We start from the raw sequence: 22,871 nt of genomic DNA on the forward strand, positions 1-22,871 counted from the left end.
AAGCCTCCTCGCTGACCAGTCGGAAAACATACAATCAATACAGCCCACTCCAACGGCAGGATACTCCCTGCCGCCGTGGAACCTTTCTTGCTTGGCCCGGGGCTGTTTCAAACACCAGCAACCGGCCGGATACCGGGTGAGGGACCATGTAAGGGGGAAATCCTATCGTGTTCGCATCAATGAAAACACTCAAATGCAAACTTGCGGGGGTCATCGGCTTCTGTATTCTGTCCATCATCGGGATACTGACCCTCTCCTCCGCGACGCTCGTGGAGATCGAAGGCCGCTTCAAGAGCATGAAGCGTGAAGCTCTGGACGGACAGGTGGCCTCGCTGGCCATCACGCGAGACATCAACTACGTCAGCCGCCTGACCCGCAACATCATGCTGGGCAGCGACATTGACAAGGATCTGGGCAAGCTCGACGCGCGAATTGAACGAATCGAAAAGAATTTCGACACCTTGGAAAAGTCTGCAATCAATCGGGAAGAAGAGCGGCTCATCGACAAGGCACGCACCGCGGCCCTCGGATTCGTGGAGGACGGACGCCGCTTCGCACGCGCCCTGCGCGAGCTGCCCAAGTCCGAACGCTACACGCGGTATCCGGACTACGGGCGCTCCGCCACGCCGCTGGCCCAGAAGTCCCGCAAGTATTTCGGCACGCTGGTGAAGCAGAAGGATGCCCAGTACGAGCACTGTGTCGAGTCCTTTCAGGCCGAACTGTCCACCGCCCGCTGGACCGTCATCATCGTTGCCGCATGCGTGGCAGCCATCATGCTCCTCCTGAGCGTGCTCCTGCTCAGGGCCATCCTCAAGCCCCTCGGCGAAGCCACGGACTTCACGCGCCGCCTCGCCTCGGGCGACTATGACGCCACGGTGAAGGCCGACACTTTTCACGGCGAGATTCGGGTCATGGTCGAAGCGCTTCAGGAGATGGCAGGCAACCTCAAGGTCAGCATGGCGGATGCCCGGGAGCAGACCGAGCGCGCAAGAGAGCAGGCCGAAAGCGCTCATCGGGCGCGGGAACAGGCCGACGGCGAGAGCGCCCGCGTGACCGCTCTGATGACCGAGATGACCGAAGTGGCGGCCAAGGCTACCGGAATCGCCGAGCAGCTTCACACGGAGTCCGGCAACCTTTCCGGTCAGGTCAGGGACATCAGCTCCGGCGCCAGCCTCCAGCGCGACAGGGTTCAGGAGACCGCCAGCGCCATGGAAGAGATGAACGCCACGGTCTCCGAGGTCGCGAGCAACGCCACCAACGCGGTGGAGGAGGCGGACTCCGCACGCTCCAGAGCACAGGAAGGCTCCAGAATCGTGCATCAGGTGGTGGAAGCCACCGCAGAGGTCAGCACGCAGGTGGATTCCATGAAGACGGCCTTTGACGACCTCGGGCGCCGCGTGGACGAGATCGGCCAGATCATGAGCGTCATCACGGACATCGCGGACCAGACCAACCTGCTGGCCCTGAACGCCGCCATCGAGGCCGCGCGCGCAGGTGACGCTGGCCGAGGGTTTGCCGTGGTCGCCGACGAAGTCCGCAAGCTGGCGGAGAAAACCATGCAGGCCACCAAGGAGGTCGGCGACTCCGTCACCGGCATCCAGACAGGGGCGAGCTCCAACATGGTCGCCATCGACAAGGTGGCGCAGGCCGTTTCGAAGAGCACCGGCCTGACCGCCGAGGCAGGCGAGTCCCTCGACCAGATCGTCCGGATCGTCACCGACACTGCGGACAGGATTCAATCCATCGCCACGGCCGCGGAACAACAGTCGGCCGCCAGCGAAGAGATCACCCGCAACACCACCGATGTGAACCGCGTGGCCAGCGAGACCTTCGACAACGTCAACCGCTCCGTCGAGTCCATCGGCAACGTCGCCGAGCTGGCCGAAGAGCTCAACGGCCTCATGCGCAAACTCGACGATAACCACCGCTGATACCCCGACACCGATACGAACGGTCGAATCCCCCGCAGCGATCGCTGCGGGGGATTTTTCATATTCCCATGGCGAGCTGACCGGGATGTTCTTCCGTCTTGATAAATGATGCCGAACATGATCTATTTTCATGGAAATCCCGAAACGTCCGCGTGATGCGGCCAGTAAGCGAGACCCGAGAAGGACACCCTCATGAACGAACCCTCCTGCGACAAGGAACACGCCGAATCCAGGGCCGTAGCGAAACAGGACTGCCACCTGCTGGGGTCCGACGATCCGCACATCGACTTCGCGCACCGGATCATCCGCTACGCGGTCAAGGCGCTCGCCTTCCTGATGGTTTTCGTAATCATCTGGGGCATTCTGGACGTGCTATGGGTGCTTTACACCAAGCTCTCCACCCCCCCGTACTTCCTGCTGAACATCAACGACATCCTCGCGACCTTCGGCGCATTCATGGCCGTACTCATCGCCATCGAGATATTCGCGAACATCGTCATGTATCTGGAGAGCGACATCATCCACGTGCGGCTGGTGCTGGACACCGCCGTCATGGCCGCCGCGCGAAAGGTCATCGTGCTGGACTTCAAACAGCTGGAACCGCTGGAGGTGCTGGCCCTCGGCGCCATTCTCGCGGCCCTCGGCGTCTGCTACCTCTTCGTGGGCCACGGCAAAGGCATCTCCTTCGGAAAGAGAAAGGACTCGAAGTGAGCCGCAAGGGTCCACCGGAAGCATCAGCAGACAGTGACGCCACCGGCCCAGCGGCCTTGCAAACGGCGGAGCCCTTCACATGACCGAGCTGATGGACAATCTTTCGCTCATGGTCCTCGCCACCGGGGCCATCCTCATACTGACCATGTTCATGCGCCACGCCCTGTCCAGGACGCTTGTCCCGCCGCTTGTGGGATATCTGCTGGTCGGGTTCGCGCTCCGGGTGATACAGGACAACGGCGGCCCTCTGCCGGAAGGCTATGAGGCGCTCTTCGCGTTTCTGGGCAAGGTCGGGCTGGTGACGTTGCTGTTCCGGGTGGGGCTGGAGTCGAAACTCTCCGGCCTGATGGAACAGTTCAAGCCGGCGGGCATCACATCGTTCGTGAACATCGCGGGTTGTGCCGCAGGAGGCTTTCTCGTCTCCCGCCATCTCCTCGACCTTGCGTGGATTCCCTCGCTGGTGGTTGCCGTGGCTTTCACCGCGACGAGCGTAGGCGTCTCCGTTCAGGTCTGGAAGCAGTCCGACGCGCTGGACACCCCTCAGGGGAACCTGCTGCTCGACCTCGCGGAATTTGACGACATCTGCGCCGTGGTGCTCATGGCCCTGCTCTTCACGGTCCTCCCGGCCCTGCACAACGGCGCGGCGCACGGGGACGTGCTCATGAACGCAGGCAGCACCGCTGCATGGTTCGCCCTGAAGTTCAGCGGCTTCGTCCTCTTCTGCGTCCTTTTCGGCAGGTATCTCGAGCCGCCCATCTCGAAATTTCTCAGACGGTTCGAACCCGATGAAGGGTACATGCTCTCCATCACCGGCCTCGGCTTCATGATCGCCGCGCTGGCCGGACTGCTCGGATTTTCCCTCGCCATCGGGGCCTTCTTTGCCGGACTCCTCTTCAGCCGGGACCCGGAAGCGGTCAAGGACGAAGCGCCCTTCGTGCCGATTTACGAGTTTTTCAGCCCGTTCTTCTTCATCAACATCGGGCTGGAAATCAACCCGGCGGTTCTGGGAGCGTCGGTCGAGCCGGGCCTCCTGCTGCTCGCCTTCGCCGTAGCCTTCAAGGTCCTCACGGCCGGGCTCCCGGCCTGGGCGCTTCGGGACCTGCCGACGGGCGCGCTCCTCGGCGCAAGCATGGTGCCGCGCGCGGAGATCACCATGGTGGTCATGGAACAGGGCGCCCGCCTCGGCGACTGGGCCGTGACAGAGGAGACTTTCAGCGCCATGGTCATCGTCTGCGCCGCCACCTGCCTCCTCAGCCCCGTCGTGATTCACTTCATGCTCAGAGGACGCTTCAACCCCAAGGGGTCCGGCGGCTAATCCCGTCCTCCCCCGGAGAACGGTCGCCTCGCGAAGACTTCGCCCTCCCGCTCACGCCCGGCCAGCGGCTGCGCTGGGGCGTAGTCGTACAGCGCCTGCAACTGGGCGACCTGATCCCAGCTGCCCTCCCGGCGGCAGTGCCGCAACCGGTCCAGATCAAGGCTGACGATGGTCGCGGTAGGACGCTCGCCCGCTTCAAACAGGCAGTCGCCTTCGGGAGAGACCACGAGCGATCCCCCGGCAAGATGGTAATGACCGTAATCGCACGCGCCGTTCATGTAGATGTAGTACGCCTGATTCTCGATGGCCCGGGCGTACTTGATGTGCTGATAGCTGGCCGGGATGCTGTCCGGATCCATTGAGAGCTGGATCAGGACCTCGGCGCCCATGAGGGTCAGCGTGCGGCTGATTTCGGGGAAATCCGCGTCGAAGCATATCTGAAGCCCGAAACGAACTTCCGGCTCGGCTATGTCGAAGACGTGGTAGTCGCTGCCCGCAATGGTGCCTTTTTCCAGATCGGTGTCCCAGGGCACCATCTTCCTGTAGATACCGGCGATGTTGCCCGCCGGATCAAACACGGGCGCTGCGTTGCTGAATCCTCCGCCTGGCTCGGCCAGCTTCAGGCTGCCCGGCACCAGCCAGACGCCCAGTTCCGCGGCCAGACGCCCAAGGCGCCGCATGGCCGATCCGTCCGGCTTTTCCACGGTCTCCGGGGCAATGCCGAACTCCACGCCCACAATAAGGTGCGGCCGTCTCGGGTCGTTGCAGAGGGCTCTGGCCTTCTCTTCAAACAGGTCCACGTTGCGATCGGTCTCCCGACTGATCGCCATCTGTATCAATCCGACATGAAGCGCTTCGGACATGCTCGACTCCTTGCTTGTTTTTTGCTGAAACGGCTGGCGGATCGCCGCCGCAGGCGAGGCGGGGCGACAGGTACGGCCCCGCCGTCCCGGACAGTCGGGGCAATATCGCTTTGCGACTGTCACCCCCAAAGCGATATCATGGGACCGTGCGACATCTGAAGAAGCTCAACATCGCCTTCATGGTTCCCACTCTTTCCGGCGGAACAGCAGTCCGGGGCTACTGGAACTCGCCGGGTTACTCGCGACATTTCTGTGCGTATGGCTCTTCGCCCTCTGGGTGAGCCGGAAAAAACAATCCGCTTCCAGCCGGACCCGATTACCGTCCTTGCGCCCCTTCTCTCGGTCAGCCCCCTGCTGCGAGGGCTCCTTGACGCGGGAGCAGCCGCCGGCACTGAAAGACAAAAAGCCCCGGACATCCGGGGCCTTCTGACGAACGCGAAGGGCTAGCCTTCGAGGTACGGCGCTATGGCGCGGGCCAGCTGGTCTGGACATGAGGTGTCGCGCTTGCCGCAGGTAATACCCCGCAGTCGATCGGCAACCTGCGCCAGCGGCAGCCCTTCCACCAGCCGGCCGATGCCCTGCAGATTGCCGCTGCATCCGCCGGTGAATTCCACGTTGCGCAAAACCCCCTCCTCAACCTGAAAACGAATGAGCTTGGAGCAGACCCCGGTGGGCACAAAGGCTTCGGCATCGGCTCCCTGAGGAGAGACAGGCGCAACGGATTGCATGAGATCGTTCAGTTCCATGAGCGGGTCCTTACTATGGTACAGGGGTTGTGAATGATGAATACTTGCTATCGCGACTCGTTGCCGCGGGGAACGAGAATAGGCATGAGCCGCCCCATGTCAAGCCGCCAACGTCCGACACTTCTGCCGGGGCAGCGAGGCAGGACCTTACCAGCCGGCCATTTGCATTGGAGAAAACCCGAACACGCTCGTGGAAGCCATCACCCGCCCCCCCACAGCGGCTTGCACGCTGCCGTTACTCGACGCTCATGACGGCCAGTAGGCGATGGTCAGCCCCAGCATCAGGCAGAGGGTCGTCAGAATACTGCAGAAGGTCCCGGCCAGCATGCCCTTCGTTCCCGGCGAGGCGGGCAGGAATACGAGCTGCACGGCAATGCTCAAACCGGCTGTCATGAACACTGTCGAAGGGACGTGCGGCGACCATGGCCCGGCGAACAATGCCGTCAGCGAGAGCAGGTGCAGGACGAGGACCCAGACCTTCGCGTTCCGAACGCCGACAAGCACCGGCACGGTCCGTTTGCCGTCAAGCTCGTCAGACGGCTGGTCGGGGATGGCCGTGCCGATGGCACACCCCAGCTGCGTAGGAAGCACCACCAGCAACACGGCCCACGGAAAACCGGCCAGCCCATGCGCCTGAGCCGCATAGCCGAACAGGGGCAGGATCACGCCCACGCCGAACATCTGGAGGAACTCGCCGCCGCCTGAATAGGAAACCCTCATTGGCGGATAGCTGTACAGCCAGAGGAGCAGCACGCCGGAAACAGCCAGTACGACCGGCCAGACGGTGCCGACCAGCAGGTTGAGAACCGCAGCCGCCACCAACGAGCAGGCAGCCGTCAGGATGGCGCCCCGGCCGACTTGCCTCGGAGTCAGGTCCCCGTCAACGAGCACGCGGGAGCCACCGGAGAACGGCGTGAACGTCCAGTTATGCCGGTCCGTCTCCTGATCTGCGTAGTCATTGGCCAGAACGATATAGAACTGGATGGCCAGACCGAAACCATGCACGAGCGCAAAAGCCGCAACACCGAGTTCGGCCCCTTGATGCAAGGCCAGAGCCTGCCCCAGCAGGAGAGGGAGAAAAATGTAGCTTTGCGAGGGCAGCCGAAGAGCCTTAATCCAAGCGATCATGTATTCCTTTCCGGTTTGGCGCCTGTTCCGTGCACCGTCGTGGGCAGACTCTTTATGAGGCGGCCACACCGCATGGCGGCAACACGCTCTGGCTGGCGAGACATCTCGCGGAACCGCCGTGAATCATGCATCTCCCTGAAACAAATCATGTCTCCGTCCCTTCCACGGTGATACGCTTCCATCGGGACATACGCGCGGTCAGGCGCTGAGGGGCGCCGCCCGATCCCCGTTTGCTAGGCGTTCATTCCAGGCGGAATACCTGTTGTCTCGAGTGACCACTCGCCACGCATACCACTTCCGGTTCGCGAACTCACGAAAGATTCCGTGAAAAGCCGTTGCCATCCCCTTCCAAACGGTTTTTGCCGAAAAAAGGAGATCCCCTTGATACACACCCTGAAACGGGAGCAGCGACTGCCCATCTCGCTGAAAGACGCGTGGTCATTCTTTTCAGCACCGCGGAACCTTGCGCGCATTACGCCGGACTGGATGGGGTTCCAGGTTCGCAGCGGCGCGGAACGTGCCATGTACGCCGGCCAGATCATCACCTACACGGTCAGGCCGCTCTTCGGGATTCCCCTGTCATGGGTCACCGAGATAACCCATGCCCGGGAGCCTCATTTCTTCGTGGATGAACAGCGGGTTGGACCGTTCGCCTTCTGGCATCATCAGCATCATTTCACCGAACGCGAAGGCGTTGTCATCATGGCCGACGAGGTGAACTACCGGGTCGGCTTCGGCCCTGCCGGAGACGCGCTGAACGCGCTGGTGATCCGCAAGCGGCTGGAGAGCATCTTCGATTACAGGCATCGAACCATTGCGACCCTCTTTCGCCACAACTGACAGGGGCATTGCGGCGAAAGAGGAGACTCGTCAACTACGATCCGATCAGCGGAAGTTCTTTGTCGACACTGAAAAAGACAAGGAACCTGCGTTTTGTCGGCCCCTCTTCATCAATTTCGCATCGACGGCAAAGCTCATAAAGCAGTTCCGTGTCTTCTTCCTCACGAATCATGGTCATGGATATGCGTTTCCCTTTGTATCCGGCAGTGTTTTCCCGGAAAAGAAAGTGCGCCTTCTTTGTCTCCAGCACATTTTTATGGCTCAACCGATCATTCATTACGACAGCAAGAGAACCGTCTTCCATAACGTGAGGACGAGAATACACGGCAGCGTTGACACTTCCGTCACTTCCCGCGGTAGAAAGGACACCGAATCCTTTCTTGCTTTCAAAATACTCTTTGAGACTCGACATTGAAGCTCCTTTGCAATGGTTTATCGCCATACACGATGATTCTTCGTGGATGAAAAACAGCACGGTCCGCCGCACCGTTTTATGCCAGTAAAGTTTTCATCTCAGCGTTACACGTTTGCACGGCATATTTCAACATCACGGATAAATTATGAGGTTCCTCAACTGCGCACCGCTCCGACACCGCTGCCCCGCACGCTCCATGCGTCGCACACCAACACATGCGAACGCCGGCTGTGCCGATCAAAAAACAAAAGCGACCTCAGGTATCCACCTGAAGTCGCTTTCGAAATATGGTCGGGGCGGAGAGATTTGAAAACACTAAATCACATCCCCTACAACATCAACCACTTAGCCCTTGACCCTTTGAGACCAATGTACCACCTCTCTGTACCAGTTTCAAGGGATGTCTCCTGTACCGGTTGGGTAAGGATTGAGTGGGATTCAAGAGCTTGTGTCTCATCTTCTGTTTTTTTTATTGATTAGGGTCAGTGAATTCCTGATTGATATTGAATGTGGTATGAGCTTGCTGGATGTCCTTCATACATAAAGAAATAAAAGGAGAGACTAATGGCAGCTAAACCTTCCAACCAGCAATTCGAAGTATCAGTCGAAGTTGACGGAGAAAAGCATACCGGTAGCTTTTACGTTAATAACGGTATGATCTATGTCTCATATGGATTCGGGAGTAAATCGACACAGGTCAGAGGGATGTCTGCTTCAACTCTAGCCCGTGTCCTGCTTGCTGAAATCGTGAAAGAGGAAAAAGGGAATTCATAGTAAGCGGTTACTGTTGGCACTGGATACTTTGCAGCAAAGCATAATGTGCGAACCGTACGTGTCACAACCTATTGGCTGTAGCTCAAGTGCCAGAGGGAAAAGGCTATTTGGGAGAGTTACTATTTTTAGAGATGCTTGCGATAGATGTTGGATTGGGCTATTCAAAATCGAATAGGACAGTCAAGGATTAGGTGAAAAGATGGCAAAACGGCCCCGCTCGGATCGATTCCAGATCAAGTTCAACAGTGAAGACGTTCACCCGGATAACATCCGAATCAAAGACCTTGCCCAAGTGCTGCAATCACTTGAGGAGGGGCTGATTGCTATCGTCAAGAAAGAGTCCACACCTATTCTTGAAAATGGGTTGGGCATCAGCTTGGTAGGTATCAAGGAAGGCTGTGCTGCCGTTGAACTGAAGCCCATTGGTGAGAGTGGTAAAGCTGCTGTGAAGCCAGCCATGAAAGAAATGCTAAGGGCGATTAAAACTAAGGATCGCTCTGAGTTCCCCAGTGAGGTTGCTAAGTCAATACAGAGGGTTGAAGAGTTTTCCCTGAAGTATGAATGCAATTCCGAGTTTAGACTTCACTCTGATAACAAGCGGCCCAATGCTGTTGTCCGACCTCCGACAATACTCAAAATAGTCAAAGACGCACCATTAACAGGCGAAACCACCATTTACGGAAAGGTTGAAAGTGTTGGTGGTGCCAGTAGCCCTGCTGTCTGGTTGCGACAATCAGATGGTACGCGCTTTCAAGTCAGTATTTCCTATGACATGGCTCCTGATTTCGGTAAAAAAATCTACTCCTGGGTGGGACTACGCGGATATGCCCAGTGGGAAAATGATGATGGCTCCTTACAGAGCTTCAAGCTTATTGAAATATTGGACTACGATCAAATGCCACTCACTGAAGCGTTCGATCAGTTGACTCAAAAGATAGGTGGTTTCTTTGAGGAGATTGATGATGTAAACGCCTTTGTGGAAGACTTGCGGCGGGAGTGAGTATGTCGATAGTTTTTATTGATACCCAGATTATGATTTGGGCCATACTCGGACAGGCGAAAGAGAGTCAGAAGTTTCTGGTACCTAAAGCCAAGCACTTGATTTCTGATCTGGAGAGACAAAAGGCTGACCTATACATTTCAAGCGTTACCCTTGCAGAAATGTTCTGTGGCGTCCCGAAGAGTACTCACAACGCCATACGCAAGGAGATTCAACGTCATATCAAGGTTGCTCCTTTTGATAGTCTTGCAGCCAAGCATTACGGTAAAATTTGGCGCGAGACCAAGGCTGACGGCCTTTATGATGCACTGACTGAGATGGGTATGGTCCGTAAGCAGTTCAACAGCTCGTTGAAAAATCCATTTTTCTGTGTTTCCACGGACTCATTTGCAGACTAAAGCAACCGGCAGAAAGCTTTCGGGGCGATCTTTATGAACCGCGAAAACGACCAATATCCAGCTTGATTTCACCCAACACCCGAAGAAAACAACTCCCCAAGCATCTGCTGCCCCTTTCGGGGTGCCATACCCGATCAGCTTTCTCATGAGCAGACCGAGATTGAAGCCTGCGACGTGGAGCAGGTAGCGCTTTTCGACGTTTTCCCGGCCACGCAGCCATGTTTTGCGCATACCACCCCGATCAAGGGTGTGTTGAAAGCTTCGTTCGGCAAGTTCGGTTCGGCACTTCGCTGACTCGCGCGCCTTGCCAGAACCAAGACGTATTCGATTGTTATACACGGCACGCCGGGCATCATGATCCCCGTTCCACCAGTTGAGACCTTTGCGTTTCGGTTCGGCGATTCGTGTCTTCCAAGGGCCGTCGTTTAGTTCCTTTAAAACAGCACGAGAATGATATCCTTTGTCTGCGACGAGTTCTGCCGGACTGTTGGGAGACGGGCTTTTTCCGGTGGCTTTCAGGTTCGCTTTCGTGGTTTTAAGTGTTTCACCCAGAGTTTTGGTATCGCCTTGGTCAGCCGGGTGAATATCTACCCCAACCACCGCGCCGGTATCCAAGTCCACAGCGTGTTCCGGCTTGTACGCCAGACGCGTACGACCATCTTTCATTCGTGCGACTTTGGCTTCGGGATCGGTTGAGGACTCCCAATCCTTGTTGGAAGTCTTTTTGCCTTTGCGCTGACGGTCCATGCGGGACAGGTCTTCGTTTGTCGGGGTATCCATGCCGCTTTCTTTGGCCATACGATGCAGCATCTGACGGTAGCCTTCGCCTGTGTCCTTGCGGACGATGGTTCGCATGGCTGCATTTGCCTCCATCGTGGAGGCATCCACGCCGATGCGCTCACCCTGAACCAAGCCAGCTTGGGTAATAGCGTCGAGAACCCATGTGAAAATCTCTTGATGCAGCTCCAAAGGAAGACGGGAACGAATTCGACTCAGACTTGAATGATCCGGCACTGACTGACCTGTCTCCAAAAGAAGAAACTCGCGAAGGGAAAGCGAATCGGTACAACGCCATTCAATTCCACGTTCAGAGTCGATGCCCTCGAAGTAGCCGACCAAGTGCATGCGAAAATAACGTCCTGGAGGAATCGAAGGGCGACCTCTGCGCGAGGCGTATAGCGGGGCACAGAGCTCTTCTGCAAAGCTATCGAATCCAGCCTTATTCAAAACCGACTGTAGGCGGTCATAAAAGACATGTCCGGGTGACTTGGGAATCTCATCCCAAGACAAGAACATTTTCCCACCGCGATCACCCTGTTTCCCCAAAGCCATGAGCCCCCCTTCGCTTCGGGAGATTGTCGTCGATTTGATGGACTTTTTCAACAGCCAGTCAAGGCTGACTGTACGATATTGGGTACTGCCCTCGCAACTAAAGCCAACAAGCTTTACACCTACGACAACAAGTTCCAAAAATTGGCTGGTCGGTATTTAATAGCTCCTGATATGCCTACTGTTCCTGCTAAGGAAATCCCTCTCCCGATAGAAGGCTTAAGGGATTCTGAAGGGCAAGACGGAGTAGCTTGATTTAAAGTTGAAATACACATCTTTTTTTGCACTCACTCCCACGCTCGGACGACCAATGGATTCAGATTTAATGTAGGATACGGTCAGGGCAAATACGTATGATATTTCATAGCTTCTGCCTCCTCATTCTCTCCCTGACCCACTAAAAACAAACACAAAAAAATGTGAGAGGGTATGTACGTTATTCGTCTGCCCTGACTTCCCCCCATTGGGTGCTTGCTACACTACTTCCTTTGCTCCGCTCTTCGTCTGTCATCTTTCCTACTGTTCGGCCCTCGGCATAGTATCCCCCCACGGCTGTTACTCGCAGAGTCTTTAGCCGTTCATGCCTCCACCTGATCCTTCCAAGCTACTGCCCATGGTGGACATTTGGGTACACCCTCATGACCAGTGGACAAGGCATAGACATTAGGGTTGTTTTGTCTTGCAAATGTCCATGTCTGCTGTTAGGGTCTAAACCGTAATGTCCACATATGGACGTTGGTACAACCTCAGCAGGAGCTTATCCGTAATGTCCAAATCAGGTACGATCTTCGCCTACTGCCGTGTCTCTACGCTCGACCAAGATACCACTATGCAAGAGGAAGCACTGAGGAAAGCATACCCTAACGCTGTCATACGCTCAGAGAAAGGCAGCGGGACTACACGCAAAGGAAGGGAGAAGCTGGAGCTAATCCTTGAGATGATAGGGGAAGGTGACAAGCTGGTAGTCTGGAAGCTTGATCGTCTGGCCCGTGACATGCGTGATCTCCTGAGCATTGTGGATTTCCTGAAGGCCAAGGGAGCAGACCTTGAGGTGTTGGATCAGCGCATTGATACCAGTACAGCAAGCGGCAAGGCTTTTCTTCAGATGCTTGGCGTGTTCGCAGAGTTTGAAACCAATCTCAGGAAAGAAAGGCAGCTTGCAGGAATTGCCAAGGCCAAACAGGAATCCCCTGAGAAGTACGCCGGACGCAAGCCCAGCTACGACAAGGATACCATCAAGGGATTGCTTGCTGAGGGTATGAGCCATGCTTCCATTGCCCGTAAGCTCGGATGCTCAACCAAGACTGTACAGCGTATCAAGAAAGCTGCTTTGTAGATGGTGAAGGGATCAAGAGAGGTTGAGTATCCAAGTAGAAACCTGAGTATCCAAGTAGAAACCAACGAGACGTAGAGAAAATCTTGTGATACAAGCACCACTCTTGTCTGAGGTTCTTCATATTGTACGTTTAACATTCACTCAGGGAGACTTGTTCAAATGCTTGTTACCATCGACACTGATTCACATGGCCCTTGCACCAGCAGCCGCTTGTTCTATGACCACATGGAAACCTTCATCGACTACGAATCAAGTGAAGGCTGCGTAGTCATCAATTCAAAAGCTGGTGGAGATGTATGCTACGAATCTGACAAGCTGACAGAGAATCAATGGAAGCAGCTTGTGCAACTGGACAGGGAGATGACTGAAACCATGAGCAACTACATTCAACGGGCAGTCCAGATTCTTGAAGGAAAGGAAGTGTAGGTTCTACGGAGGTAGTCACTACAGATTACCTTGCTGCAATTCGCTCATATTTGGCTTCTAAGGGATTTTGCCTACCCACTCTGACCAATGTGTAGCCGAAGAGCTTAAAATGCTTTAGAAGCTAAATATGGAAGTCTGAGAGGGTGGTTGAGGGTTTTTGGCCACATCACGGCAAACATGCTTCAGCCGCCCCCTCTCAAGCCTACACTTCACCATCAGAGAAATCTTCATTATCTCAATGGATTAAGGTGACCCCTTCACTATAGGACGGAGTGGAAAGGGATGGGAGAAAGGAATGCTGCATATGTTAACAGTATATCTACATATGTCTACACTCCTGTTTACACTCCCTGTCTACATATGCCTACATTCCCTGTTATCACTCCCTTATTCAGTATAGCAACTATCCCTTATTAACATTCTGTCTACATTCCCTTCATTCTATCTACTCATATTCCCTTATTCCTCCTCTACACCCTCAGTAATTCAAAGACAGATCACACGACGAAGCAGGACCGCCTATCTTTCTTTCCTTCAATTTACCTGAGTTGGGTGAGAGAAGGGAGAGAGAAATGAGTAGCCACCCTCCTGCTTTTTTTCTATTCCATACCTCTGTGAGGGTGTAAATGCTGAAGGTTTGAGTGTTAAAACTTTAACACTTTTACACTCTCCATGTAGGGGAGTACTTGGGAAAGTCCTACAAATCAGTTTTTCAAAAACGACTCATGACAAGCAATGCAACCCGAAGTCTGGCGTGTAGACTACAAGACTCTGCGGAACATCATTCTTCAGCGGTGGAATCATCGTTGGAAGCTGTGGCGTGAGTTCTGTGAGGAAGTCTTGGAACAGGTGGAACATCCTGAACTACTTCCTTCGTTCCCCAATAACCAATAACCAAGAAAAAGAAAAAGAAGAAAATGAATGAAATAACTGTCTTTACCAATGACACACTGGGGCAAGTACGGACTCTTCGTGATGAGAAGGGTGAGCCGTGGTTCGTTGCCAAGGATGTGTGTGATGTGCTTGGGACTGAAACCCGTGATGTTCGCAAGGTGCTTGATGCTGATGAGGTGGATACTATCCACATTGGGAATCGTGGAGGTCGTCCGTCCCTCATCATCAACGAATCCGGCCTGTACTCTCTGATCCTGCGCTCTCGCAAGCCTGAAGCCAAACGCTTCAAGAAATGGATTACCTCTGAAGTCCTTCCTGCCATTCGTAAAACGGGTGGCTACATCCCTGTCAGCAAAGATGGTGGTGATGATGAAATGACCATCATGGCAAAGGCCTTGAAGATTGCTGACCGTACCATCTCAGATGAACCATGGGTAGCCTCGCACTGTTAGAATGCGTCAGAAGCCAAATATGGAAGCCTGAGATGGTAGTTGTAGAGCTTACAAGATAGCCATCATCCCTTATTTCCGGTGTAAATGACTCAAATCCAGATCACGGTAGCGAAGCTTCTGCATGCTCTCGTTGAGTTTTTGGAGATGGTAGCCATCGCCATACCTCTTTCGCTGGCCTGCCTGCGTATGGCCCTGCAAGGAATCCATTTGTTCTCCCGGAATATCTGAGTCACGACAAGCGTCCTCAAAGCAGTGCCGGAAACTATGGAAGCAGTTCTTACGGTGCTTCACTCCTATGGACTTGAAGAAGCGTTGAAAGTGCATAGAAGCGTTCTTGGAGTAATATCCTTCGCTACTTATCTTCAAGTCAGGGAAAAGCCTTTCTTGCCCCTCTGCTTCCAGCTTTTGGACGTATTCCATGAAGCCCATCTTCACCAAATCAGGATGGACAGGTATCTGTCGCTCAGAATGAGGAGTCTTCAAGCTCATACCTTCCCTTCTTTTGTGGATGTCGAAGTAGTGGATACCATCTTCCTCACGAATATCCTCTACACCCATCTGGCATATCTCACCAAGCCGCATACCAGTAAACAGTCCTATCAAAGGAATCCAGTAGCGGTATGAACCATCCATCACAAACTCTCCCGGCTTCCTCCATTGCTTGTAGGATTTGGCCCCAGTGAACACAGGAGACCGGAAAATGGTGTTTAACTCTTCAGTGGTAAACGGATCACGCTCCTTCCTCGGGTTGGTCTTGATTCTGTACTCCATCCCCTCAAGAGGATTTGAAGGACTCTCGTCGTAGTTCTTGCTGATCCACTTCCATAGAGCCGATACGCCAGTGATATATTTGTTGACGTTGGCCCTCGACATAGGTTCCAAGCCAAGAGTTTTCGCCTTCTTAGGAATCGCCGTTAATGGCAACCCCTTCAGGACATTGTACTTCTCCATGTTCTTGGGAAGGCTGGAAACAATATCCCTGAACTTTCGACCATCAGCTTTTGTGTACTGGTCAATGGGCTTGTCACCAATGATGCCTATGAAACGATTGGTCCATGTAAGATGCTGGTCCTTGGTCCGTGGGTTACTCCATGAGCCTTCCCTTGCTTTTACCTTGAACCACTCGTCCCTTGCCTGAGAAAGCGGTGGAGCAAGTGAGTATGGAGACAGGACTTCGGTAGCAGGAGTTTCTACCACACCGCCTTCGTTCCTTTCTTTGATCGCTTTGATAGCTTTCAGAGATGCTGCTTGAAGCTGTCTGGCTACTGCCTTCAGGCTTGGTGAGTTCTTTTCCAGACGAATGCCAGACCAAGACAATACCTCCTCAGCTTCATCCATGTAGAACGGGTTTACCTTCCCTCGCTGTTGGTAGTATCTGTTCATAGACTCAGTAATCTCTGTGTCTTCTACATGTTCCTCAAAAGTCTTGGCAGGGTATTCCAGTTCCTCACCTTCATAAAAACCTTCAAATGGAGCATCATCGTTGCGTGTCTCCTCGTCCTCCTGAAGTAGAAAGGCGTAATAAGTATCCGCCACTTTTCTTATGTCTTCTTTGGAGAGTTCCTTGAGAGGTGGTAGTGACTGTGCCTTGAGCATACGACGATGCTCTTCAAACATTCTTTCAGCTTCAGCAGAGGCAGCGCGTACCAACTTCAGGGCTTCGCTGTAGTCAGAGGTTCCAAGGGACTTCTTCAGCTCTTTCCTACCGAAGGTGTCGATGATGTCAGTGGGAACAGCACACCGGAAATACCACTTGGTTCCACGCCGGACGAGGTGGGTTTGTCTTGCCATGTCTTCCATGCCTTTCTGTACCAGTTGTCTGTACCAAAGGCAAAAAGAAAGCCTTTGAACTCAGTACATTACCAAGATCAAAGGCTATTTTTTATTATGGTCGGGGCGGAGAGATTTGAACTCCCGGCATCCAGTTCCCAAAACTGGCGCGCTACCAAACTGCGCCACGCCCCGAGCGGTGGTGTTCCTACGCGAAACCTGAAGGAAGCGCAAGCGTCATGGCATATCCACGCCCTCTATGCGTTCGCCGCAGGCGCTGCACCGTCCGTCGTTCACGGCGCTGAACGAAAGCGAAAAGCCCGCACGATTCAGCACCACCTCGCCGCAGCCCGGACACCGCGTCTTGGCGTAATCGTGCCCCGGGACGTTACCGATGTAGATGTACTTCAGCCCTGCATCGCGCCCGAAGCTCCATGCCTTTTCCAGACCCGGCACCGAAGTGGGAGCCACGTCGCGCATGTGGTAGTCCGGGTGGAACCGCGACAGGTGCCAGGGGGTATCCGTGCCGAGGTCGTTGGCGATGTAGCGGGCAAGCCCCTTGAGTTCCTCTTCGTCGTCATTCTTGCCCGGAATCAGCAGCGTGGTCACTTCAAGCCACCAGCCCATCTCCTTGATGCGCTTGGCGTTCTTGAGCACCGGCTTCAGCTTGGCGCCCACGATGTCCCGGTAGAACGGCTCCGAAAACGCCTTGAGGTCGATGTTTGCCGCGTCGATGAGCCCGTCGAGCTCGACAAGGCACTCCGGACTCTGGAATCCGTTGGAGACCATGATGTTCGCGAGGCCTCGCTCGTGTGCCAGCCGCGCGGTGTCCTGCATGAGCTCGAAAAAGACCGTCGGCTCGGAGTAGGTATAGGAGATGCTCTCGCAACCGTTGTCCACGGCGGCCTGAACCAGCTGCTCCGGCGTGGCGCGCTCCCCGCGCGGCTCGGCGCCGGACTTGGGAGCCTGCGAAAGGGTCGCGTTCTGGCAGAACGTACAGGAGAAGTTGCACCCCTGCGTGGCGAAAGAGAGCGTGGTGGTGCCGGGCTTGTAGTGATACAGGGGCTTTTTCTCCACCGGGTCCACGCCCAGCGCGGCCACATGGTCGTAGACAAGGGTTTCGAGCGCCCCTCCCCGGTTGGCGCGCACGCCGCAGAGGCCGCGCCTGCCGTCTTCGATGAGACAGAAATGCGAGCACAGTCGACACTGCACCCGTCCGTCGTCCAGCGCTTTCCACAGTCTTGCTTCGGTCATCTGGCACCTACCAGCTTTTTGTCGTGGTTGTGGTGGTTTCGGTGTCCGTGGAGTTGTCGTAGGTGGTGGTAGTGGAGTTCTCGGTGCCGCTCTGGGGCCATTTGGTATCGGGATTCACCGTGATGATGATCTTGTCGTACCAGTCCACGGGTTCCTTTTTCGGGCCGGAGTCGAGTACGGTGGTGTCGTCGCCCTGATCGTCCTTGCCGAAGCCGATGGTGGAGCCCGTGTGGCTCCTGCTCGTCCCCCACGCATGGTCGCGGCGGTCCTTCGCCGTATCCTTATTGGGAAATTTCCCTTGCGCGTAGGCTGCGCCCGCGACACTCAGAACAACGATCCACACCAAAATGAACCTGCGCATGATTCCTCCCGGACAGCATGGCCTGCCTTGATTTGCTCCATGATACGCCTTTTGCGGCGTGAGACAACCCGGACGGTTTTCCGACGCCCGGGAAAATCATTGCACGAACCGTACCCGGGCCTTGCGAAGCGGGCCGCAAATCCCTATAACCCTCGGCAACGCCAACAATCAGCAAACGGAGAGCACGAGCAATGAGCGACAGCGCCAAGCGAAGCGAAGCCTACACCGCAGCAGGGGTGGACATCGAAGAGGGGAACCGATTCGTCAAACGCATCAAGGACCTCGTTGCCGCGACGCACACTCCCGGCGTTCTCACGGGCATCGGCGGCTTCGGCGGCCTGTTCCGTCCGGACATCGCGGGCATGGAGGCCCCCATCCTCGTCTCCGGCGCGGACGGCGTGGGCACCAAGCTCAAGCTGGCCTTCGACTTCGACAAGCACGACACCGTGGGCATCGACCTGGTGGCCATGAGCGTCAACGACGTGCTGGTTCAGGGCGCGACCCCGCTGTTCTTCCTCGACTACTTCGCCACGGGCAAGCTCGACTCCGGCGTGGCGGAGAAGGTGGTGGAAGGCGTTGCCGAGGGCTGCAAGCAGTCCCGCTGCGCCCTGCTGGGCGGGGAAACCGCGGAGATGCCCGGCTTCTACCCCGACGGCGAGTACGACCTCTCCGGCTTTGCCGTGGGCATGGTGGATCAGCCCAGGCTGGTCACCGGCGAACGCATCGAGCCCGGCGACGTACTCATCGGGCTGGCCTCCAGCGGCGTGCATTCCAACGGTTTCTCCCTCGTTCGCAAGCTCTTTGACGCTTCCGCCCTCAAGCCGGAAGACACCTTCCCCGGCAACGGCAAGACCGTGGCCGAGGTGCTTCTGGAGCCCACCCGTATTTACACTCCCGCCGTGCTCGAAGTGCTCGGCATGGCCGACGTCAAGGGCATGGTGCACGTCACCGGCGGCGGTTTCTACGACAACGTGCCCCGCGTGCTGCCGGAAAAGACCCGCGCGGTCATCGAGTTCGGCTCCTGGCCCATGCTTCCGGTCTTCGACTGGCTCCGCGAGGAAGGCGGCCTGTCGTGGCCCGAAATGCTGCAGATCTTCAACTGCGGCATCGGCTACATCTTCGTGGTGCCCGAGCACGAAGCCGACGCGGTGCTGGACCGTCTGGGCGAGACCGGCGCTGACGCGTGGCAGATCGGCGAGGTCCGCGAGCTCGGAGAGCACATCGAACAGGTGGAAATAAGCGGCCTTGAGTAGTATGGTCCCTTCATGGACCTGAACCAGTTCTTCCATCACCTGCAGTTGAACCTGGGCGTTCACGGCAGCACCCTCCCGGATTCCATGGCCAAACTCGCGGCCACGGCGTTGGCGGTGGTCGTGGTGTTCGGACTCAAGCGCATCCTGCTGGCCGCGGCGGCGCGGCTGCTGAACAATCACCAGCGGCTCACGGTGCTGGCCGGGTGGGTCGGCCTTTTCGCCTACCTCATCATCGGCATCGCCGTCATTCGCATCTGGTTCGAGGGACTGCACAACTTCCTGACCTTCCTCGGCATCATCGCCGTGGGCCTGACCATCGTCAGCAAGGAGATAATCCTCAACTTCGTGGCCTTCTGGGTCATCATCTGGCGTGAGCTGTTCAGCATCGGCGACCGGGTGCAGGTGGGCGACGTGGTGGGCGACGTCACCCGAAAAGGCATCCTGTATTTCTCCGTGGTGGAGGTGGGCAACTGGGTCAAGGCGGACCAGAGCACCGGCCGCATGGCGAGGATTCCCAACGCGCTGGTGCTCACGACGCCGGTTCTCAATTACTTCAAGGGCTTTCGTTTCATCTGGAACGAGCTGACGCTCACCGTTGCGCCGGAGGGCGACTGGAAACGCGCCCGCGAGCTGATGACCGGCGCGGCAGAAGCCTACGCAGCGACTCTGGAACAGCCCGAACCGCCCGATCCGGTGGGTGACGACGAGTTCATGATCTTCCGGCGGCTCACGCCCAAGGTCTACTTGAAAGTCACCGATGCGGGATACGAGCTGACCCTGCGTTACCTCTGCAAGCCCCGCTCCCGGCGCGACAGCGAAAACGAACTGCTGGAGCGCATCCTCGACGCATTCGAGAACGCGTCCATCCCGCTGGCCTTCAAGTAGCTAGCCCTTCATGTTTACCAGCCCGCCTCCGAAGGGCGAAGTCGGCTCGGTACCGAGATCGTCCAGCGTGTCCACCAGCCGGCTCTTGGTCTCCAGCGCGATCTCCGTCAGCGGCTCCGGGGGCGGATAGAGGTCGTCCGTGACCGAGGTCTCGGGCACGAGCCACGAATCCGGGTCCTGCAACACCGACTCCACCTCGGAGTGCCATGCGGGCAGCAGCCCGTCCTCGCCCACCAGTGTTTCGCGCATCTCCTGCGGATCGGCCGTAATTCGGGCGAACAGGTCGTCGAACGCCACCTGAAGCAGCTTGCGCTCCCCGAGCTCGGAGAACCCGGCGTGCTGCAGCACGTCCATGCGGGACTGCAACGGACCGCGCCACTGCTCCGCCAGCGTGTCGCGGAAAAGGTCCTGATTGGAAAGGATGAACGAACGCAGGTTGTTGTACTCCGAGACCGCGTCCCCCAGCGTGCGCTCCATGCGTTCCATGGGCTCCACCACGGAAAACGGCAGGGTGCCGGAAAAGGAATCCGCCACATCCACGGTGACGCGCCCGTCGTCCAACGACAACAGCCCGCCCGCCTCCAGCGTCCGCTCGGTGCCTTCAGCGCGAATGCGCGTGTCGGTCCCGGGCCACGCCGTGGCGATGTCGAAAATCTCGGTGCCTGTTCCCTGCGTTTCGATGCTCAGATCGCCAGTCCCTTCCGAAGTCAGGCCGATGGTATTCCCGGCCTCGGCGTCGGCAAGGCTGGCGGCAAAGCCGATGCGAAATCCGTACTGGTCCGGATCCAGTCGCACGGCGTAGTAGTCGGTGTCGGCCGAGAGGCCGCCCGGCAGGGTATCTGAAGATGACACCCGAAGCCGGGTGCCGGTGCTGTATGCATCGTACTGGTCTTCGCTCACCGTAGCCGCATAGCCGCCCTCGAAGGTCTCGGAGACCGAGAATTCTCCATCGAGCAGATGCCCGCCGCCGCTGATGGAAAGCCGCTCCTCCACCTTGGGGTTCAGCGCGGAGAACTCCACAAGCTGCTCTTCGCGGCTCAGAGTCCGCCCGTCCTGATACACTGGGGCGTCCACGGTCTTTTTCTCGGCCGTGAACTGTTCCTGCGAACCGTTGGCTTCGGACACGAGCCTGTCCAGAACGTCCTGCCACGTGTCTCCGTCCGAGACAGCAACGGAGAACGTGCCCGACTCCTCCCCGAGCGACCAGTCAAAGGAATATTCGCCCGGATTCATGGTATTGTCCGCACCCGGGTCGAACACTGCCGTGCGAAAAACCGACTCACGTCCGGGTGTGGCCTCCGAGAGCTGATACCGCCCCGTATCCGCCGGTCCAACCGGATCATTCACGGCGCGGAAGTCGAATTCCTGAAGCATGAGCCCCTTGGCGTTGGCAAGGGAGACGTCCTGCTCCTCCCGCGCGGCATTGACCGATAGCGCAACGGAAAGCCCGGTGGCGAGCTGTCCCGGCACCTCCTGTCCGGGGTAGGACTGATCCAACAGGTGCGCGCGAACGCCCAGTGTGGAGCCGTTGACTCCGTCAGCGAAGGCCTGCGCCAGATCCGCGTTGGTCCAGTCCTCGCCCACGTTGAAGGTCAGGCGCTGTTCTTCGTCACCGAGCTTCAGGTCCACCTGATATTCGCCCGCCGCGAGGTCGGTGGCGGCGTTTTTGTCCAGTCCCCACGAAAGATATTTGTAATAGGAGAGCGCTTCGCCGTCCTTGGGCAGGTCTACCGAATATTTGTCCTGAACATCCTCGCCGCGCACGGCGAGCCGTCCCTTGAACAGGGGCATGTCGTCCTTGGGATAGGCAAAGGCGTCGATGGCGTCACGGAAGGCCAACAGCCGGTTGGTCAGGCTTTTTCCGAGCACCGGGGAGAGGCGCTCGTAGCGGGAGGCGAAGTCCGCCTGCTGGTAGGTGTCGAAGGCTTCGGACGAGGGCGTGGTCGGGCGCAGCCGGTCAGTGCCGAACCTGTCCTGATCGATGGGCTTCGCCGGGCCCCATATGATGGTCGTTTCCGACACCTGCCGCCTCCCCGCTGTCGAATCCGGGATAGAGCACGCGCACCAGCGACAACCCCTGCGCCGGGGCCGTTGCCGGGGCCGCCTTTCTGTCCCTTTCGTACAGGACTGATCGGACGTCCCGCGGGGAAAGTTTACCCCTGCCCGCCTCCACCAGACAGCCCACAAGGTTGCGGACCATCTGTTTCAGGAAGCCGTCGGCCGTGAACCGGAGCACGGTCTCGTGCGGGGTGATGCCGGGGAGCAGTTCCAGCGGTTCGAGGGTGCGCACCGTGTCCTTGACCGGGGTGCCCACGTTCTGGAAAGCGCTGAAGTCGTGTCGCCCCTGAAGGACTTCGGCGGCCATGCCGAGGGCGTTGAAGTCCAGCGGGCCGCAGTCCCAGACAAAGCGGCGGCGCTGGGGCAGCAGGAACCGCCGCCGGTGCCACAGGGTATACTCGTAGGTCTTGGAGACCGCGCCGAAGCGCGCATGAAAATCGGGGGCCACCGTCTCGTGGCTCAGCACGGCCACATCATCGGCGGTGAGACTGTTGAGAGCGCGAGTCCACGGCAGGTCGGCCCGTGAATCCGGGACGTCGAAGTGCACCACCTGCGCCGTGGCGTGCACCCCGCTGTCGGTGCGGCCGGAAGCGTGCAGGCGCACCGGTTCGCCGACCAGGCGGGCCACCGCCTCCTCCAGTTCGCCCTGAACGGTGCGGTCCTCAGGCTGGAGCTGCCAGCCGCAGAACCCGCCGCCGTCGTAGGCCACGACCAGACGGATTCTCGTCACCG

At 57.2% G+C, this 22,871-nt stretch carries 22 protein-coding genes and 1 tRNA gene; 12 read left to right on the forward strand and 11 right to left on the reverse strand.

The window, feature by feature from the left end:
• Positions 1–179: 179 nt before the first annotated feature.
• The 3 genes from BR24_RS05230 to BR24_RS05240 all read left to right on the forward strand — a co-directional run bounded on the left by BR24_RS05230 (position 180) and on the right by BR24_RS05240 (position 3,957).
• Positions 180–1,931, forward strand: a complete 1,752-nt coding sequence (locus BR24_RS05230) for a methyl-accepting chemotaxis protein (protein WP_496540455.1) — start codon at positions 180–182, stop codon at positions 1,929–1,931.
• A 192-nt stretch (positions 1,932–2,123) separates the two neighbouring features.
• Positions 2,124–2,642, forward strand: coding sequence for a phosphate-starvation-inducible PsiE family protein (locus BR24_RS05235; protein ID WP_496540456.1), 519 nt, complete (start codon positions 2,124–2,126; stop codon positions 2,640–2,642).
• A 79-nt stretch (positions 2,643–2,721) separates the two neighbouring features.
• Entirely contained in the window at positions 2,722–3,957 is a 1,236-nt protein-coding gene (locus BR24_RS05240; protein ID WP_496540457.1) for a cation:proton antiporter, read from the forward strand.
• Here the strand turns inward: BR24_RS05240 and BR24_RS05245 are convergent.
• The 3 genes from BR24_RS05245 to BR24_RS05255 all read right to left on the reverse strand — a co-directional run bounded on the left by BR24_RS05245 (position 3,954) and on the right by BR24_RS05255 (position 6,694).
• Positions 3,954–4,820: a carbon-nitrogen hydrolase family protein gene (locus tag BR24_RS05245; protein WP_496540458.1), complete on the reverse strand. Its 867-nt coding sequence runs from the start codon at positions 4,818–4,820 to the stop codon at positions 3,954–3,956. The genes BR24_RS05240 and BR24_RS05245 overlap by 4 nt on opposite strands.
• A gap of 443 nt (positions 4,821–5,263) precedes the next feature.
• A complete protein-coding gene (locus BR24_RS05250) occupies positions 5,264–5,566 on the reverse strand; it encodes a TIGR03905 family TSCPD domain-containing protein (RefSeq protein ID WP_496540459.1) in 303 nt (100 codons plus the stop codon).
• Positions 5,567–5,812: 246 nt separating this feature from the next.
• Positions 5,813–6,694 (reverse strand): prenyltransferase, encoded by an 882-nt coding sequence (locus BR24_RS05255; RefSeq protein WP_496540460.1) that lies wholly within the window; start codon positions 6,692–6,694, stop codon positions 5,813–5,815.
• A 381-nt stretch (positions 6,695–7,075) separates the two neighbouring features.
• Between BR24_RS05255 and BR24_RS05260 the strand changes: the two genes are divergently transcribed.
• Entirely contained in the window at positions 7,076–7,534 is a 459-nt protein-coding gene (locus BR24_RS05260; protein ID WP_496540461.1) for an SRPBCC family protein, read from the forward strand.
• A 34-nt stretch (positions 7,535–7,568) separates the two neighbouring features.
• Here BR24_RS05260 and BR24_RS05265 read toward each other — a convergent pair whose 3' ends face one another.
• Complete coding sequence (locus BR24_RS05265; protein WP_496540462.1) at positions 7,569–7,946, reverse strand: pyridoxamine 5'-phosphate oxidase family protein; 378 nt, start codon at positions 7,944–7,946, stop codon at positions 7,569–7,571.
• A 567-nt stretch (positions 7,947–8,513) separates the two neighbouring features.
• Between BR24_RS05265 and BR24_RS05270 the strand changes: the two genes are divergently transcribed.
• From BR24_RS05270 to BR24_RS05280, 3 genes are all read left to right on the forward strand, one after another.
• Positions 8,514–8,723, forward strand: coding sequence for a hypothetical protein (locus BR24_RS05270; protein WP_496540463.1), 210 nt, complete (start codon positions 8,514–8,516; stop codon positions 8,721–8,723).
• Between the two features lie 199 nt (positions 8,724–8,922).
• Positions 8,923–9,723 carry a hypothetical protein gene (locus BR24_RS05275; protein WP_496540464.1) on the forward strand — a complete coding sequence of 267 codons (801 nt, stop codon included), beginning with the start codon at positions 8,923–8,925 and terminating at the stop codon, positions 9,721–9,723.
• A 2-nt stretch (positions 9,724–9,725) separates the two neighbouring features.
• Positions 9,726–10,121, forward strand: coding sequence for a type II toxin-antitoxin system VapC family toxin (locus BR24_RS05280; protein ID WP_496540465.1), 396 nt, complete (start codon positions 9,726–9,728; stop codon positions 10,119–10,121).
• On the opposite strand, the gene BR24_RS05285 is transcribed toward BR24_RS05280, so the two are convergent.
• The gene (locus BR24_RS05285; protein ID WP_496540466.1) at positions 10,107–11,453 is read right to left on the reverse strand and encodes a transposase; all 1,347 of its coding nucleotides are present in this window, start codon (positions 11,451–11,453) and stop codon (positions 10,107–10,109) included. The genes BR24_RS05280 and BR24_RS05285 overlap by 15 nt on opposite strands.
• 763 nt (positions 11,454–12,216) lie before the next feature.
• Here BR24_RS05285 and BR24_RS05290 point away from each other — a divergent pair.
• The 3 genes from BR24_RS05290 (at position 12,217) to BR24_RS05300 (ending at position 14,558) form a co-directional block, all read left to right on the forward strand.
• Positions 12,217–12,786: a recombinase family protein gene (locus tag BR24_RS05290; RefSeq protein WP_496540467.1), complete on the forward strand. Its 570-nt coding sequence runs from the start codon at positions 12,217–12,219 to the stop codon at positions 12,784–12,786.
• Positions 12,787–12,945: 159 nt separating this feature from the next.
• Complete coding sequence (locus tag BR24_RS05295; protein ID WP_496540468.1) at positions 12,946–13,212, forward strand: hypothetical protein; 267 nt, start codon at positions 12,946–12,948, stop codon at positions 13,210–13,212.
• A 917-nt stretch (positions 13,213–14,129) separates the two neighbouring features.
• Positions 14,130–14,558 carry a BRO-N domain-containing protein gene (locus tag BR24_RS05300; protein WP_496540469.1) on the forward strand — a complete coding sequence of 143 codons (429 nt, stop codon included), beginning with the start codon at positions 14,130–14,132 and terminating at the stop codon, positions 14,556–14,558.
• Positions 14,559–14,627: 69 nt separating this feature from the next.
• Here the strand turns inward: BR24_RS05300 and BR24_RS05305 are convergent, their stop codons facing one another.
• The 4 genes from BR24_RS05305 to BR24_RS05320 all read right to left on the reverse strand — a co-directional run bounded on the left by BR24_RS05305 (position 14,628) and on the right by BR24_RS05320 (position 17,943).
• The gene (locus BR24_RS05305) at positions 14,628–16,358 is read right to left on the reverse strand and encodes a DUF6538 domain-containing protein (protein WP_496540470.1); all 1,731 of its coding nucleotides are present in this window, start codon (positions 16,356–16,358) and stop codon (positions 14,628–14,630) included.
• A gap of 88 nt (positions 16,359–16,446) precedes the next feature.
• Positions 16,447–16,523, reverse strand: a tRNA-Pro gene (locus tag BR24_RS05310).
• Between the two features lie 42 nt (positions 16,524–16,565).
• On the reverse strand, positions 16,566–17,582 hold the full coding sequence (gene amrS / locus BR24_RS05315; RefSeq protein ID WP_496540471.1) for an AmmeMemoRadiSam system radical SAM enzyme: 1,017 nt from the start codon (positions 17,580–17,582) through the stop codon (positions 16,566–16,568).
• 7 nt (positions 17,583–17,589) lie between these two features.
• Positions 17,590–17,943 (reverse strand): hypothetical protein, encoded by a 354-nt coding sequence (locus BR24_RS05320; protein WP_496540472.1) that lies wholly within the window; start codon positions 17,941–17,943, stop codon positions 17,590–17,592.
• 191 nt (positions 17,944–18,134) lie between these two features.
• On the opposite strand from BR24_RS05320, the gene purM reads away from it, so the two are divergent.
• Together purM and BR24_RS05330 are read left to right on the forward strand one after the other, a co-directional pair.
• Complete coding sequence (gene purM, locus BR24_RS05325; RefSeq protein ID WP_496540473.1) at positions 18,135–19,196, forward strand: phosphoribosylformylglycinamidine cyclo-ligase; 1,062 nt, start codon at positions 18,135–18,137, stop codon at positions 19,194–19,196.
• Positions 19,197–19,208: 12 nt separating this feature from the next.
• Entirely contained in the window at positions 19,209–20,081 is an 873-nt protein-coding gene (locus BR24_RS05330; RefSeq protein WP_496540474.1) for a mechanosensitive ion channel domain-containing protein, read from the forward strand.
• Here the strand turns inward: BR24_RS05330 and BR24_RS05335 are convergent, their stop codons facing one another.
• Entirely contained in the window at positions 20,082–22,103 is a 2,022-nt protein-coding gene (locus tag BR24_RS05335; RefSeq protein WP_496540475.1) for a hypothetical protein, read from the reverse strand. It abuts the gene before it with no gap.
• Positions 22,039–22,869, reverse strand: a complete 831-nt coding sequence (gene truA / locus BR24_RS05340) for a tRNA pseudouridine(38-40) synthase TruA (RefSeq protein ID WP_496540476.1) — start codon at positions 22,867–22,869, stop codon at positions 22,039–22,041. The genes BR24_RS05335 and truA overlap by 65 nt, the downstream gene beginning before the upstream one ends.
• Between the last annotated feature and the right edge of the window lie 2 nt (positions 22,870–22,871).

The organism is Pseudodesulfovibrio halophilus DSM 5663 (assembly GCF_059568665.1).

Coding starts and splice junctions, on each gene's coding strand:
- purM (WP_496540473.1), top strand. CDS start 18,135: ATGAGCGACAGCGCCAAGCGAAGCGAAGCCTACACCGCAGCAGGGGTG.
- BR24_RS05230 (WP_496540455.1), top strand. CDS start 180: ATGAAAACACTCAAATGCAAACTTGCGGGGGTCATCGGCTTCTGTATT.
- BR24_RS05320 (WP_496540472.1), bottom strand. CDS start 17,943: ATGCGCAGGTTCATTTTGGTGTGGATCGTTGTTCTGAGTGTCGCGGGC.
- BR24_RS05285 (WP_496540466.1), bottom strand. CDS start 11,453: ATGGCTTTGGGGAAACAGGGTGATCGCGGTGGGAAAATGTTCTTGTCT.
- BR24_RS05265 (WP_496540462.1), bottom strand. CDS start 7,946: ATGTCGAGTCTCAAAGAGTATTTTGAAAGCAAGAAAGGATTCGGTGTC.
- BR24_RS05280 (WP_496540465.1), top strand. CDS start 9,726: ATGTCGATAGTTTTTATTGATACCCAGATTATGATTTGGGCCATACTC.
- BR24_RS05255 (WP_496540460.1), bottom strand. CDS start 6,694: ATGATCGCTTGGATTAAGGCTCTTCGGCTGCCCTCGCAAAGCTACATT.
- amrS (WP_496540471.1), bottom strand. CDS start 17,582: ATGACCGAAGCAAGACTGTGGAAAGCGCTGGACGACGGACGGGTGCAG.
- BR24_RS05290 (WP_496540467.1), top strand. CDS start 12,217: ATGTCCAAATCAGGTACGATCTTCGCCTACTGCCGTGTCTCTACGCTC.
- BR24_RS05245 (WP_496540458.1), bottom strand. CDS start 4,820: ATGTCCGAAGCGCTTCATGTCGGATTGATACAGATGGCGATCAGTCGG.
- BR24_RS05240 (WP_496540457.1), top strand. CDS start 2,722: ATGACCGAGCTGATGGACAATCTTTCGCTCATGGTCCTCGCCACCGGG.
- BR24_RS05275 (WP_496540464.1), top strand. CDS start 8,923: ATGGCAAAACGGCCCCGCTCGGATCGATTCCAGATCAAGTTCAACAGT.
- BR24_RS05330 (WP_496540474.1), top strand. CDS start 19,209: ATGGACCTGAACCAGTTCTTCCATCACCTGCAGTTGAACCTGGGCGTT.
- BR24_RS05250 (WP_496540459.1), bottom strand. CDS start 5,566: ATGGAACTGAACGATCTCATGCAATCCGTTGCGCCTGTCTCTCCTCAG.
- BR24_RS05300 (WP_496540469.1), top strand. CDS start 14,130: ATGAATGAAATAACTGTCTTTACCAATGACACACTGGGGCAAGTACGG.
- BR24_RS05270 (WP_496540463.1), top strand. CDS start 8,514: ATGGCAGCTAAACCTTCCAACCAGCAATTCGAAGTATCAGTCGAAGTT.
- BR24_RS05305 (WP_496540470.1), bottom strand. CDS start 16,358: ATGGAAGACATGGCAAGACAAACCCACCTCGTCCGGCGTGGAACCAAG.
- BR24_RS05295 (WP_496540468.1), top strand. CDS start 12,946: ATGCTTGTTACCATCGACACTGATTCACATGGCCCTTGCACCAGCAGC.
- BR24_RS05235 (WP_496540456.1), top strand. CDS start 2,124: ATGAACGAACCCTCCTGCGACAAGGAACACGCCGAATCCAGGGCCGTA.